The following is a 13,225-nucleotide window of genomic DNA, read 5'->3' as shown; positions in this document are numbered from 1 at the left end:
ATTATTGACCAAGCCATTCTTTTTAATACACGAATAAATAGATTTTAAAATAGTACTTTTGCCAACACCATTTTTACCACAAAGTACAGATATACCATTGTCTAATTCCAAACAAAATTTGTCAGATACGCCTTTAGCATCATTAATAGATACTTGGCGAAGCTGGCAGTTGTAGTTAGATAGTTCTTGAGTCCTTCGCCATCCATCATTAAATTTAGCCTGTCTCATAATCCAGTTTCCTTCCAAATTTCGGCCATATCTTCAATTAAGAACTTAACATCATTTTCATGTCTTAATGCATCGGCAAATTTTTCAAGATGATTGGTATCAACATCAGTTAAGTGTACTGGCACAATTCCAGCCATGTAACATGCAAAATTCTGTATTATATCCCTTATAATTATAGAACCTATGGACATTACCCGTGATGAAGAACGCTCTATGTAAATCATCATTAGTTCACGTAGATTCGCCTGACCAATTCCAAAAAAATCAACTACATCTTTAGGGAATCGCTCATTAGTTTTGATACATGTCCTCGCAGTCTCTAAATAAATAAAAGCACTATATAACTTCTCGACATCAATACCATCGGAATGGATATTCATACAACAGATAAGATATATCCAGTTAAGTGATGATGCTTTTGTTAAATTTGTTTTTATATCTTCTTGAGAAGAGTACTTAGATAGATAGCCAAAGAATTTAATTGTGGATTTAATTGCGTTTGATATATCTGAATCAAAGCTAGTATCATCCCGATATCTATTTGTTAGTGTTGCATCACTTAATTGATATCGTATGCTACCTTTTTCCAGCAACAAACACACTCTAGATAATAAGTCATTATAAGCCATTCTGGAATTGCTAAACCCTAATATATTCCTCCCAACTCCAAGCTCATCCATATATGTGACAAATGAAGAAATATCATCTCTCACGTCTCCAAAAATAGCATTTCTTGCTTCTGACGAGGTTAGTTTAACTGTTTGATTTAGTCTATAGAATAACTCACTTGGCTCACCTAAATTGTATTCAGTAATCTCATAAATTGTTATACCAAATCTCTCTATTTTCTTTTGTACATCGATAGGTAAATCTTTAAATTTTTTCCCATGCAATGCAAGAATCTCTTCATCTTTTGGTTCAATATTGCCATCTACTGCAAACTGGTTATCAAGAAAATCCTTGATAGCGGTTAATCGTTGTTGTCCATCCAGCACTTCCGATTTACCAACACCTAGTGCTACTGTATGTATTGGTGGGACGTACCATTCTCTTAATATAGAATCAATCAACAATTTTTTCTTATTTAATGTCCAGACTTCACCTCTTTGGAAATTAGGGCGCAAATCAAGATCACCATCTTTTATTTCTGTGTAGACGCTTTTTATTTTGTTAGTTGTATCTCTAATAATCATAATCCCCCCTCATTTTTCATTAGCTCCCAAAAAGCCCGATCATGCATCTTCTTAATCTGCTTATCCCCATCGACATATAAACTAAAATGCTTTTCAAGTTGCCGAATCTGTCCCATTAGAGACTCCTGATCACCTTTTTCGTCGATGTTAAATACTGCCTTAATATCCGCATTTTTGATCTCAGAAACTCGATGAATCACCCAAGTGAGAATATAAGAAGCATAATTATTCTCGCCTGTTTTAAAGTGGGTAATTTCTTGTGTTGATAGGATCGCCCCTACACCATATTCGCGGCCCTCTTTAAGAATTTTACGCAAGCTGGCAAAGTCCTGGCGCATAAAGTTATCGGCTTCATCAACCAGAATCATTTTGGTTAGCTGACGATAATCACCGCGCACCGTCGGTTTTCCACGCTTTTGCATCTGCGCATAAAAAAGATCCAGTGTCAGTGCAACTACCAGGTTTTGAATCTCTGATGGATAACCCGCGAGCTCGATAACTGTGACTCCATCAACCAGATCGTACAAACTGGTCATCTTCTCTGGATCTGTTTCAAAAATCTGGAAACCAGCCAGATTATAAAGCGCAGCATATAATGAATCTTCGTCGACTTTCTCTTGTGCCAGGTACTGCTGCCACACATCTTCGATAGTCGGTGCTATACGATTCCATGTTGATCGATCATGAGGCACTATTCCAGCTAAGTCATAGCACTCCATTATTAGCGTAACCAGCTTCATGCGTTGTTTTACGCCAAGGTTATACGCTTTGCCCATTGTTTCAGCGAATGCCATGGCCGTATGCCTCGGTAACATGGGCATATCACCAAATAACGATAATGGATTGTAAGGTAACAACGATAGCTGATACCTCTTAGCGCCCGTAGCTTCCAGAAACGCATCATCTACGTAATCGGATTTATAGTCGAAGATCAGTAAGCCAATCGGTTTACCATCAACGTTGCAGGACTGATTGCGCATCAGTTGCGTAACCAGCGATTTAGTAAACTGAGTTTTCCCGGTACCCATCGTTCCAATAATACCGGTGTTGGTATTCATGAACTTAGCTGTGTTAGTTGGCTCCCAATACAACGGATTCTGGTGTACAGCATCATGACCAAACAAGACTTGTAATGGCGCATTGCTGACATTACCGGGAGTCAGTGCCAATACTCCAGGTTGTGGAAGCTTCGGTGTAGAAATGGGCTGCAGCTCAGTTGTTGTTACCGCCTGTCCCGGGCACGAAGCATTGGCATCACACTCTGGCTTGAGCAGATACTTTTCCGGTACCCGATAGCGTTCGGCTAGTGGAGGTTGATCTCCTTGCGCTGCGATTAACGATGGAAGCAATGAGTAAGGGATCTCAATCTGTAAGATCTTTTCTACTGTCTCTTTATAAGAGAGACCAAAACAGGTTCCGCTGTCTACATGCGCTACCACAAAACCTTCTGCATAGTCAGCAAGCTCACCTAATTGATAATCGCCAGTGAGCCACCATTCGCGTCGCTCCAGAAGAGGGGATAGCTTGTCGTTATCCAGTACTCCATACAAACGCAACTTCTCTACCTGCATTAATACCTGACGGATAAAAAGAGCCCGGTATAGTTGTGATGCCAGAGTTTGCGGCCCAAGAATATCTTGCTGTAAATAGCGTTTTAGCTCGCGGGCCTGCTGCCCCGCATGGTTGTAATCGGGGCGAGCTCCTGTTTTTACTTCAAGTGGTAACAGATACAGGTTGTTATCTTTGAAGCCGACAAAGAGCACATCGTCAGAGATCGCTCCTTTCTGATAACCCTGTAAATGGCGCGATAAATCGCTTTCTTTCATTCTCAGCCCGACATTGCCGGACACGCGGATCATCTCAGCTACTGACAGTGGGATCCAGCAAATATCTGACTGGAGCAGCATAGACTGTACGAATTTGTATGCACCGATAATGCCGTGTTTTTCTTTGCGCTCCTTTTCATTTGAACGCAACATTTTCAACAGCCACTCACCGTTAAAGGCATTAAATTCAGCAAGTAGTTGCTGGCTATCAACGGTGGATTGTCCTGTTTGAAGGAGACGCAGGAACAACTCAACCTGTTTTGTGACGGTTACGGCGTCATAACCAGCACAACTGGTGTACTGGTCAGAGTAATGAATTAGTACGACATCTTTTTGACTAGTAAAGAAATCGAGTGTGACCTTAGGGTCGATAATTGTGGTCCAGAGAGAGCTATCATAAGAGCGATTCAGCAGTTGCTTAAAGTTACCGCTGACAGCCAGACTAATTCCCTGACCGTGATACTGGCTGTTGCTCTGCCGTGCCGGTTGCCACAGACAGCCTAACAAGCGGGCGAGACGCAGGGCGCAAGACGATTCAGTATCGACATTACGCAGACCAAACGCGGTAAAGTAAGCATCGCCTTGTGTTTCAGCCCCTTCGCCTGCAATCAAGCCATGACATAAAACCCCGCTGGCAGCATCCTCAATGCGAATTTGGCGGCAATCAACCGGTGCGGTGTTGGTGAAAAATGCGAGATGGGCGTAAGCCAGTTGATCGCTTTCCGGTGGCAGGATAAATTTGCTGAATGTTAAGCGACTGCGGAGCAGATCGATCAACATATCGGCTTCAGAACGCCACGCACCGCTGTTCAGACCAAGATCATTTTTAAGTTGTTCATAGCTGCCGCTTTCGGCAAAGCGGTCAAAGGCATTGGGTAGCAGACGTTCGTCATAACAGTTTACGTGTATCGAAATTGCGTTATCTTTTTCCTGCTTAAAATAATCTACCAGTCCCAGGAATAGCTCTCTGGCTTCCCCCATATTAATAGCATTAATAACCAGGGCATTATTTCCTGCACTCTGGAACAGCCGAGAATAGGCATCTGTAAATTCGTTTAGCTTGTCTTTCACCAGACGCTTAACATATTCGTGGCTCATCTGGCGCTGGGGAACAATATCTATCCAGAAGCGATTTTCTACCATCGGTTGTAACTGTGCGTATTCATGTTCGCTATGATACACAAATGGCATTAGGCCAGAGACGACCAGACGATCGAGAGTAATCTCTGGTAATGAAGCGAAGGAAGCTGATGCGGGGTATCCGGGCTCGGCGATAATAGTTTCAGCTAGCTGTAAATGATAAGCCATTACCAATGGGTGCAGAGGCGAGAGACGTTCATAATCGTCGCCGCGGCAAATCCCCAGATGTAACAGACGTTTTTCCTGGATGGTTAATGCTCTGCTTAGACTGATTTGCTGTAATGCCTGTTCAAAAGTAGCGATCATGTGACTGACTAATACACGATATTCCGCTGACCATGACACCAGACTCGGCAGGGTATTTCGACATTGATAGTAAACGAACAATTGGTGGTACGCATTATGGAGGTCGGGATAGCTCGCCAGAAGCTCATCCAGTGCAAACTCACTACCATTACTGCCAGTGCTGAGCAGATTACGCTCGATCAGGGCGTACTCTTGCATAAGCAACTGCTGGCGAACACCAACCACATTATGTTCGATATTGTCCAGGATGACGCGACCTTTCAACTTGTTCCAGGTTGCATTCCCTTCTTCTTTAAAGAGTTTATTGAAACGACCCTGATCAAAAAGCAGAGGCAGTGTTAATCCTTCCTCTGCTCCTGGACCTTCGATGTTAAACAGTAAACGGGAGTCACCTGAAATCAAGGTAAATTTGATCAGCTCACTTTGATTCGCCAGCGTTTCAAAATTAACGAGTGCATAATGGCGGCAATCAACATAATCACTTTCTTCATCAAGTAAACAGGTCTTGTCGCCGAACTCTGCAATACGTAGCTCATTATCTTCCAGTTGCAGAGTTAATTGACCTTTACCAGGTTCAATACGATAACAATGCTGGATTTCATTAAGCCAGAATTGCCCTTGTTCAACTAACAGCAGGCGAAACTTGTACTCTTCTGCTGAGTTATTGCGGTTAATGATTTCGAGGCTAAAGAAGCAGGGCCGACCATCAAAAGGCACTGATGCCAGTATCTTAGAGTTTCTCCCCCCGAGCCGGCTAGTACGCCAGAATCGTTCTTTCTGTAATGGACGATGATGAGCAATTTTTACCTGATTGTCCTGAAGGTCGTTACCCTGGAAGATAAACTCCAGCTCAACTTGTGACTGCCCCGGTAGAACCTGAACCAGAACACTGATATCTCGTTTACCTGCTTTACTGGTGCTTTTGGCTCTTTGCCAGACCTCACCGTTTTCAGCAGTAATGTTTTCCAACACCAGTTTCTGTTCACTGTTTTGTGCTTTTTCATTCAGGTAGACGGAGAAATCAAGCTCACGCCAATCGTCATTGTCAACGAAATGCTCCTGAATGAATTTTGCACTAAATTCAGTTAGTACATTCTCCAGTTGCCCGCTGTAGCGTTCAACACTGTCCTCTATCTGGCGATATAACTTTTGGTTTTCATTGAGCCGGGCGCGCAACTGCTTATCACTAAAATTCAGCAGGTTATTATCGTTGAATAACTTTAGCTCTGAGAAATCCAGATTGCCGTCGTCCAGCAGACGGTATAACGATGAAAATCCAAAAACCGTTGCGCCTTCATCCAATATTGTTGTCAACTGATCGCTCAGCAAACAGCGGGATACTTGAGAACGGGCGCTGTCCGTTGTGATTAACTTTTCGAGCTGGTGACGGAAGGTTTCTGGATGCCAGATAGCATCCGGTGCAGCGACATCTTTGGTACTATTGAGTAAGGTATCCAGCATGCTGTTGTGGATAATCAACAACGCTGTCTGGGCAAAAATGCCATTGCGGCCAGAAACCTGATCGCGTAAATGAGAAATATAGTTTTCTGTGAATGCAGGGGTAGTGGTGCCGTGCAGTACCGGAATAAGCTGGATATTATTACATTGGACGTAGGTAAGAAATTGCTCCGGTGCAATTTCTAGTTTATTTCCATTTGCTAAAGAGTCGAAAGCCTTCCAGAGCTTTAAGGCGTTATCCGGATCGGGAGATTTAAACTGGTAGCGCTCACCAGGCTGGATGATGCTGCTAACCCATTCAATGAAGGTTTCTGCCAGATAGGTTTCATACTGTTTTACGGACATATACGGCGTCTCCACTGTCACTCATTCTCTCCACATTTCCCATGCGTTCATAAAACGCAACCAGCATTTGTGTAGACTGGTTATCCAGATAAAATCCGCGTTGCTCAAAACCACGTAGCAGCTCATGCAGACGGAGTTTTTTGTTTTTACCCACGGTAAGGTTAGTTAGTAGCAGTAGTCGATCCTGGTTCAGTACCAGCACTTTCCCCGCTCGGCCACGAACCTGAATGAAGTCAGTGCAAATCTGGCTTTCCAGCTCGTTGATGTATTTGCGATTTACCGCTGCTCGCTCGGTTTTCTTACCCTGAAACTGTTCAACGGCAACAGATAACAGCTGTTTAAAGGCATCTTCCAGGTTTGTAGCACGATCGCGTTCAGGAAGATCTCGCTCCTCCTTACTGATAAACTTCTGTATATAATTATTGAGTTCATTCAGTACTCGATTCGATGTATCTGAATAACCTAAACAATCTTGATATACCTGCCAAAGAGGGCGCTTTTCCTCACCTTTTACTTGTAATACCTCTAATGCAGAGAGTATGGGGAACAATTTTTCACTTTGGCGGGCAAACCACTTATAGCCGAAGAGCTTTATTTTATCTCGTTCTGAGCTAGCTTTTTCAGTATCGAGGATAAAGAACAATGATTTACTCTGCGGCTCGCCGTCTTGCCAGTTGTCCAGATTGAGCGCCAGTTGTGCGCACCAACTAAAGGCGTACAAACGTAGAGTATTGGTCAGTTCCTGCAAAAGATATTGTGGATGCTCTGCCAGAAACGCCAAATCAGACTGAAAACACGTTACCAGATAGGGTAAATAAGGTTTTTCTTTTGCAAATGGCCCCTCACCCAGTCGGATTAATTTTTTATTGAGCTTATTCAGCATCTCTTTTTCAATAAAATTCAACTTATCTTGTATCGGGTGATTAAGGCTAAAATCTCTCATCAAATTGGCAAACAGTGTTCCAAGGCGTTTGTCGGCAGTCGAGCCTGCACTTATCTTTTCACCATCAAACTGAGCGTGGAACAGCAAGAAAAGGGGAGATACACGAAAAATATCCTGACTGGAAAAATACATCCGTTCCAGCACGGACAAGAACGCGGGTTCATCGATCAATATTTGCAGATGAGTTTTACAATCCTCGCGAAACTGCTCGAGACTGTAAGTATCGATTTTATACTTCACGGCATAGCTTAGTACTAAACCTGTTACGATTTGCCAGTCAATATTGTTATTCTTATTACGTATTGGAAGGTAGCTATCCAGCTGGTTATTACTAACTTTTAAATTTGTTGCAATGGGATACATGATGTTATCCCTCCATGCCACTGATAGTAATCATGTCATCGTCCGCTCTTGCACTATAAACCCGCTTTAGGCCATCATAAAATTTGATTTCGCTGCTGGATTTTGCCTTTTCTGCGATTAGTTCAACGATTTCGTCCAGTAAGACAATTGCACTTTTATCATATTTATTAGGGCGATAGCCATTATTCAGTTTGCTCAATAGCTCAAATAAATTAAGACCGATCCGAATCGGATCCAGCGGATCTTGTCCTACTTTTAAATAGATATCGAAACAAGTTGTATGGGCTGTATTTTTCTTGAGAATGGAATCCCAGTCCGGTTTCAGCGCAACAGGTGCTGTTATTTTAATCCCACCAAATTCGCCTAAAAAGAACTCTTCTTTTTGGGTACTCAGTTCAGGTGCTTTACGGTTTGCGTAACGCTGAATACCAGCGATAAGCTCGAAAGAGTAAAAGCGATTTAGTGTTCTTTTTTGTTCCGGATCTGCGGTATAGTTTTTATGAAGATGCCAAATCTCTGAATAACGCTCAAAGAGAGCTTCTTTAAAGAATACAGAGAATCTTTTGTGATAGTTATTTCCTAAAGATTCATGTTGTAGTAGCCAGAAAAGTCTAATTAAGGAAGCTGCATCACCAGGCTTAACACATTGACGATCAAACGTAAGATGTAATTTCGCAAGTGTACTCAGGAAATCATCCAGTTCGGGATCAACTAATCCAAGCTCATAGCGCAAAATAAATTGATCAATCTCGTATGTATGCAATCTGGCAGGATCAAAATCAGAAACCTTTTTAATTAGATCATTTTCTGCACCATTAAACAGATTATCAAACAGATACCCAGGCCCTGTCAGCAGGTGATGTAAAAAATCCAATAAGGTTCTTGTGGTAACAAATTGATCTTTTATTAATCGGGCTTTAAATAGCTGTGTTATTAAAACATTCTGAACACCGGGCATGCACAGTAGTTTAAAGTTAGCAACGGTTTTTAAATCATGTCCTATTGATTCATCACGTTGATAAATTGTGTAAAACAGGTTTTTGTCGTCATTCCCCGTTAAGTGATTCATTAATTTTTTGATAAAAGGGGAGTATTCCTGCTCTTCGTCAAACTCGAACTTTGGATAATGTTCGAAATCAAAGAATGTACAATGTTCATTGCGGTAAGGACGGTGGCCTTCCTGTTGCGATGACAAGAATGAGTCAATAGCGGCGCGGATAGCCATATGGGACTCAGAACCTTCTCTGGCAAAGTTGGCGAGCATCCCGGTGTTGATACCGATGAGGAGCGGGTATGATTGCGAATGATGATTTTCAAGTAAATCATTCAATGCATCAATGGCTGATTGTTGAGGCGCAAAGCTGTGTGTCGCATCCAGATGGAAACTAAACTTCTGTTGATATCGTGGTTCTGACTTACAGCGGGTTAAAATTTCGGATTTCCCATCGCCACTACTTCCGCATAGAAAAATGATCTCACCGGGAGCAGCGGTATCCAGATAACGCTGTAACTCTTCTTCAATCTCTTGTTTAACAAAGAGTTGTTCTTTTAGCTCATCGAACACATCCTTTTGCCGATGAGTTTCTGTGGTTACGGAAAACGAAGATGACTTCGCAAGTACACCTAACGCTTTACGTAATGTGATCGCGCTCATAACTTCATGTTCTCTAAAGTAAGAATTCGCCTATTTTATACGAGCTAGCCCTTGATCTCTATAGGCCTTTCGTCACCTGATCACAGGGTTGCAATTTCCTTTGCTCACGAAAGTAACACCTTTGAAGATGTAGTATCTCAGCTTTTGTCAACACACCTTTTCTTTTTAGATTAACAAGTAATTGCTCGACATCATCCAATTCGATGTCCTTATCAGAAAGGGTGTTAATGGTAGCTACAATACTACTTATAGTGTCTCGGGTAGCTGTCACGTTATGCTCTTTCGCAAGTTGATAGATATAGCTTGCTACGACGGTAGCTCTCTTTTGTGACATAGCTCCATCCTCATTATTTCGTGATGACGGTTTCCCCTAGGATCACTTTGGAGATTATGGGGTTAATCTTGGTTTGCGCGGATTTGTGCTCGTTGCGTAGTTTCTGCAGCGCCTTGGTTGCTTGTCACTCAGCTCTTGTGCAGCCGAGCTATAAGTTTAGATTAGGTATAAAGCAACGCAGCCAATGTATCAACTATCTCAGTTTTCCTTGTTTTTGAGATAGAGCATTTCCTGTTAAGACATAATATTTATAGGTATCCCTATGCTTCAATCTCTGAACCACTTAACGCTTGCTGTCAGTAATTTGCAAACTAGCCTGACATTCTGGCGCGATTTGCTGGGGTTGCAGCTTCATACTGAGTGGGATACTGGTGCTTATCTTACCTGTGGTGACCTTTGGATCTGTCTTTCTTACGACGTATCCCGAAACTACGTAGCCCCGCAGGAAAGCGACTACACCCACTATGCATTCAGCATTGCGCCAGAAGATTTTGAACCGTTCTCGTATAAGTTGAAACAGGCGGGAGTGACGGTCTGGAAAGACAATAAAAGCGAAGGGCAATCTTTCTATTTTCTTGACCCGGATGGCCACAAGCTGGAGCTGCATGTGGGAGATTTAGCATCCCGACTGACGCAGTGCCGGGAGAAGCCTTACTCTGGAATGCGCTTCGGTTCTGGAAAATAATGACGCAACTTTGTGATCTTCCACGCAGTATTCAATTTTATGTCCCATTCTGGGGGCAAATCCCCAAAACAAATCCTCACAACCCATTAATTTTCAATAAATTAAATGAAAAGGCGAGTCCGGCCTTCGCACTTACCCTCTAAACACTTCCTTCCTGTGCCACTCCACAAACCCTTCTTTTGGATAATTCTCGCGTATCATCGGTAGAGCAATCTCCTTCCCGCCGAAATCCCAGAACAGTCTGCCCACCATACCGCTGCCATTCACTGCGGGCGACACCTGAATTCGCATACTCTCATCCAGCCCAATCGAACCTTTATCAAAGGCTTTATGGTGGATTGCGCACAGCGCCAGGCCGTTTGAAATCTCGCACGGGCCGCCGTGCTGTTTCCATTTGATATGAGCGGCAGGGCGACAGAGGTGCTGTCGTGGCGCATATTGAAGCCACAAATGGCGCATTCATAGTTATAGGCACGCAGAACCTGCTGGCGGAACAATGGGTCCCGCTGTTTGCGGATTTGCAGGATATCAAATCCCAATTCATCCGCGATCTCTTCCTGAATGCTTTCGGTGAAGTGCGCCTCGAGGATTTGCTGGGCCAGGGCGTTAATGAGGTTGTTGCTCTTTTTCAGCAGGGCAAAATGTTGTTCATCAAAGCCTCCGGCAACGTTATGCGTCACCAGTTCTCCGGCTGGGGGCTGTTTGCTGCTGCCGGACGTTGAACAATGCTCCGCGTTTTGTAGCTCCCAGAACCCATCTCCCTGTAAGCGCCAGAAGGGCATATCCGGGCGGTACTGTGCGCGCTGTGGCCCAAATCGCTCCAGCAGGCTATGCAACGGGTCGCGAACTTCCGTACCGTAGTCAAACAGGCGACCGTGACCCTGCTGATAACCCGCCAGTACATGAAGCAGCAGTAGGGGCTTGTGCGGTGCGCGCTGCTCGCCTTTACGCCAGATGGTGATGTCGGCAATTGCCTGTTGCAGGGTTTTACTGGACGTCATTGATTTCATTATCAGGTAAATAATTGCGATGATGCTCGCAAAATATCACCTGATCAAGAAAAGGTGGGTAGATGCGCTATCGACGTCACTTATTGGTATCAATTTGATAAAGCACTATGCGTGGTACGTTGTCTGACATCAACGACTTCACTTTTATCTTTTCTGAAAAACTAATATCCCACGACTGTTACCCGTCTGGATACTCAGGAGTACGATGAACAGGGAAATTTTTGCATATCGGATGATCGCTTATGGTGACGGATAGCGAGGTGTTGGAGTTTTTTCGGGGGGAGTTATCTCTCGCGGTAACGTTTACTTTCAAGCCTGTCCCAATTGAACTTGATACGCCGCTGCAAGGTTACGCTGAATGGGATGAATTACCGTATGCCATTGAAGATATTGGAGAGAAATATAACGTTGATGTTTCAGCCATTGATTTTGAGGCCTATTACCCGTGGGAAAGAGAATCGGTCTATCGAAAGTGGTTTACCAAAAAATCCATCAGGCAAGTGTCAAAACCGCTTACTGTACGTATGTTTGCAGAATCAGCCAGAGCAGGTCGCTGGTTATATGATTGACTGTATGCTTACAGAGGACACTGACGCAATTAGATGTTGGTGAAGCAGAAGCGCTAATGGATGCGTTTTTTAAAGATTTTCAGGTAGCCAGAGGGAATTTTAAGATTGAATTTTACTATCCTGAGAATAATGGCAATATCAGTTTACTAAAAATTTTTAGGTTGATCTCGCTGTTTATTAAAGAGGGATTGCTTCGCTTGTCCACGGAATATATGCTTTAATCACCAGCACATGCTTTCTGTGCTGGTGAGATACTCAATGACAGTCACGAAATTACTCTGTGATTCCATGCGTCTTTATAAATGATATTCCCATCACAGTGCTTCCAGGTAATAGCTTCATATCTTAGCTGAATAGTTTTATTATGGGTTCCTGTTCCCGAGCCTGGGAATAAATTTGGTGTGATGCCTGTCACTTTTACATTTTCTAAAATGATATTAAAATATTTACTTTCAATACCAACCTCCAGAATTTGATACATTTTTATTGTGGCTGGTTTTAATGTCTGGTTTTCACTTAACGCCTTATACAAAAGGGGCGTTGTTTTATCAAACTCTTTCTGTATTGTAATCGGCACGTGCACACGAGTTCCTGTTAGTCTACCTGTATTTCCATCTACAGGGACAGACTGGTGATGAGTGACTGATTTCAGTTCAATAGCACCAATGCGTCCAGCGACTTGTGAGTTTCCCATTACAGGGGAGCCATTTGCATCGGTTAACCAGAGATAGGCTGGGTTTGACATGATTAGTCCTTATCTAGATTTATATGGGAAGGGAAATAAAGCATGATGATAACCCAAATGAACGTTCCAATAATTTTTATGGGCCAGGGGTCAAGAAAAGAGAAACAGGCGAGGATTCCTGCGATCAGCAATGGTCCGGATAATAGGTCAAGTACCCCACCCAATAGACGCGTTTTCGTGGGTGAAAACCTGTTTACGATAGAAGCGATAATATAAATACTCCCTACGATGATAATAACGGCAAGGGTTTTATCTTGCCATGAATCGAATTCGAACAAGCAAATTAAACATAAGGTAGCTACATAACCGCTAAGAATTATATTTATTATCGGAATAGTAAACTTACTCATATCACCATGCCTCTGTAGTTTTATTTACATTATTGTTATGAATGTTTTTCTTACCAGATATAGCACTCAATCACTA

At 42.9% G+C, this 13,225-nt stretch carries 9 protein-coding genes and 2 pseudogenes; 3 read left to right on the top strand and 8 right to left on the bottom strand.

Features of this window, described 5'->3' with window-relative positions:
• The 5 genes and pseudogenes from NNO03_RS10010 to dptF form a co-directional block, all read right to left on the bottom strand.
• Positions 1–228 (bottom strand): annotated as a pseudogene (locus NNO03_RS10010) (hypothetical protein); the annotation flags it as partial.
• Positions 225–1,421: a DUF262 domain-containing protein gene (locus tag NNO03_RS10005; protein WP_058330580.1), complete on the bottom strand. Its 1,197-nt coding sequence runs from the start codon at positions 1,419–1,421 to the stop codon at positions 225–227. The gene NNO03_RS10005 and the pseudogene NNO03_RS10010, both read right to left, overlap by 4 nt.
• Positions 1,418–6,496, bottom strand: coding sequence for a DNA phosphorothioation-dependent restriction protein DptH (gene dptH / locus NNO03_RS10000; protein WP_271449430.1), 5,079 nt, complete (start codon positions 6,494–6,496; stop codon positions 1,418–1,420). Before dptH ends, NNO03_RS10005 begins: the two co-directional genes overlap by 4 nt.
• Complete coding sequence (gene dptG / locus NNO03_RS09995) at positions 6,477–7,802, bottom strand: DNA phosphorothioation-dependent restriction protein DptG (RefSeq protein ID WP_047737553.1); 1,326 nt, start codon at positions 7,800–7,802, stop codon at positions 6,477–6,479. Before dptG ends, dptH begins: the two co-directional genes overlap by 20 nt.
• A gap of 4 nt (positions 7,803–7,806) precedes the next feature.
• A complete protein-coding gene (gene dptF, locus NNO03_RS09990) occupies positions 7,807–9,456 on the bottom strand; it encodes a DNA phosphorothioation-dependent restriction protein DptF (protein WP_271449429.1) in 1,650 nt (549 codons plus the stop codon).
• 596 nt (positions 9,457–10,052) lie between these two features.
• Here dptF and NNO03_RS09985 point away from each other — a divergent pair.
• A complete protein-coding gene (locus NNO03_RS09985; RefSeq protein ID WP_271449428.1) occupies positions 10,053–10,475 on the top strand; it encodes a FosA7 family fosfomycin resistance glutathione transferase in 423 nt (140 codons plus the stop codon).
• A 132-nt stretch (positions 10,476–10,607) separates the two neighbouring features.
• On the opposite strand, the pseudogene NNO03_RS09980 reads toward NNO03_RS09985, so the two are convergent.
• A pseudogene (locus NNO03_RS09980) lies at positions 10,608–11,476 on the bottom strand (phosphorothioated DNA-binding restriction endonuclease).
• 251 nt (positions 11,477–11,727) lie between these two features.
• Between NNO03_RS09980 and NNO03_RS09975 the strand changes: the two are divergent.
• Both NNO03_RS09975 and NNO03_RS22795 read left to right on the top strand, forming a co-directional pair.
• A complete protein-coding gene (locus tag NNO03_RS09975; RefSeq protein ID WP_271449427.1) occupies positions 11,728–12,054 on the top strand; it encodes a DUF1493 family protein in 327 nt (108 codons plus the stop codon).
• Positions 12,055–12,110: 56 nt separating this feature from the next.
• Positions 12,111–12,275, top strand: coding sequence for a DUF1493 family protein (locus NNO03_RS22795; protein WP_369124577.1), 165 nt, complete (start codon positions 12,111–12,113; stop codon positions 12,273–12,275).
• Positions 12,276–12,319: 44 nt separating this feature from the next.
• Here the strand turns inward: NNO03_RS22795 and NNO03_RS09970 are convergent, their stop codons facing one another.
• Positions 12,320–12,799 carry a type VI secretion system tube protein TssD gene (locus NNO03_RS09970; RefSeq protein WP_271449426.1) on the bottom strand — a complete coding sequence of 160 codons (480 nt, stop codon included), beginning with the start codon at positions 12,797–12,799 and terminating at the stop codon, positions 12,320–12,322.
• Between the two features lie 2 nt (positions 12,800–12,801).
• Complete coding sequence (locus tag NNO03_RS22730) at positions 12,802–13,149, bottom strand: hypothetical protein (RefSeq protein WP_333908917.1); 348 nt, start codon at positions 13,147–13,149, stop codon at positions 12,802–12,804.
• Between the last annotated feature and the right edge of the window lie 76 nt (positions 13,150–13,225).

This window comes from Citrobacter sp. Igbk 16, from assembly GCF_028069755.1.
Classification (GTDB): Bacteria; Pseudomonadota; Gammaproteobacteria; order Enterobacterales; family Enterobacteriaceae; genus Citrobacter.
Note: the sequence above shows the minus strand (reverse complement) of the source record. Positions and strands in the feature narration are given on the sequence as shown.

Coding starts and splice junctions, on each gene's coding strand:
- dptG (WP_047737553.1), bottom strand. CDS start 7,802: ATGTATCCCATTGCAACAAATTTAAAAGTTAGTAATAACCAGCTGGAT.
- NNO03_RS09975 (WP_271449427.1), top strand. CDS start 11,728: ATGGTGACGGATAGCGAGGTGTTGGAGTTTTTTCGGGGGGAGTTATCT.
- NNO03_RS09985 (WP_271449428.1), top strand. CDS start 10,053: ATGCTTCAATCTCTGAACCACTTAACGCTTGCTGTCAGTAATTTGCAA.
- NNO03_RS10005 (WP_058330580.1), bottom strand. CDS start 1,421: ATGATTATTAGAGATACAACTAACAAAATAAAAAGCGTCTACACAGAA.
- NNO03_RS22730 (WP_333908917.1), bottom strand. CDS start 13,149: ATGAGTAAGTTTACTATTCCGATAATAAATATAATTCTTAGCGGTTAT.
- dptF (WP_271449429.1), bottom strand. CDS start 9,456: ATGAGCGCGATCACATTACGTAAAGCGTTAGGTGTACTTGCGAAGTCA.
- NNO03_RS09970 (WP_271449426.1), bottom strand. CDS start 12,799: ATGTCAAACCCAGCCTATCTCTGGTTAACCGATGCAAATGGCTCCCCT.
- NNO03_RS22795 (WP_369124577.1), top strand. CDS start 12,111: ATGGATGCGTTTTTTAAAGATTTTCAGGTAGCCAGAGGGAATTTTAAG.
- dptH (WP_271449430.1), bottom strand. CDS start 6,496: ATGTCCGTAAAACAGTATGAAACCTATCTGGCAGAAACCTTCATTGAA.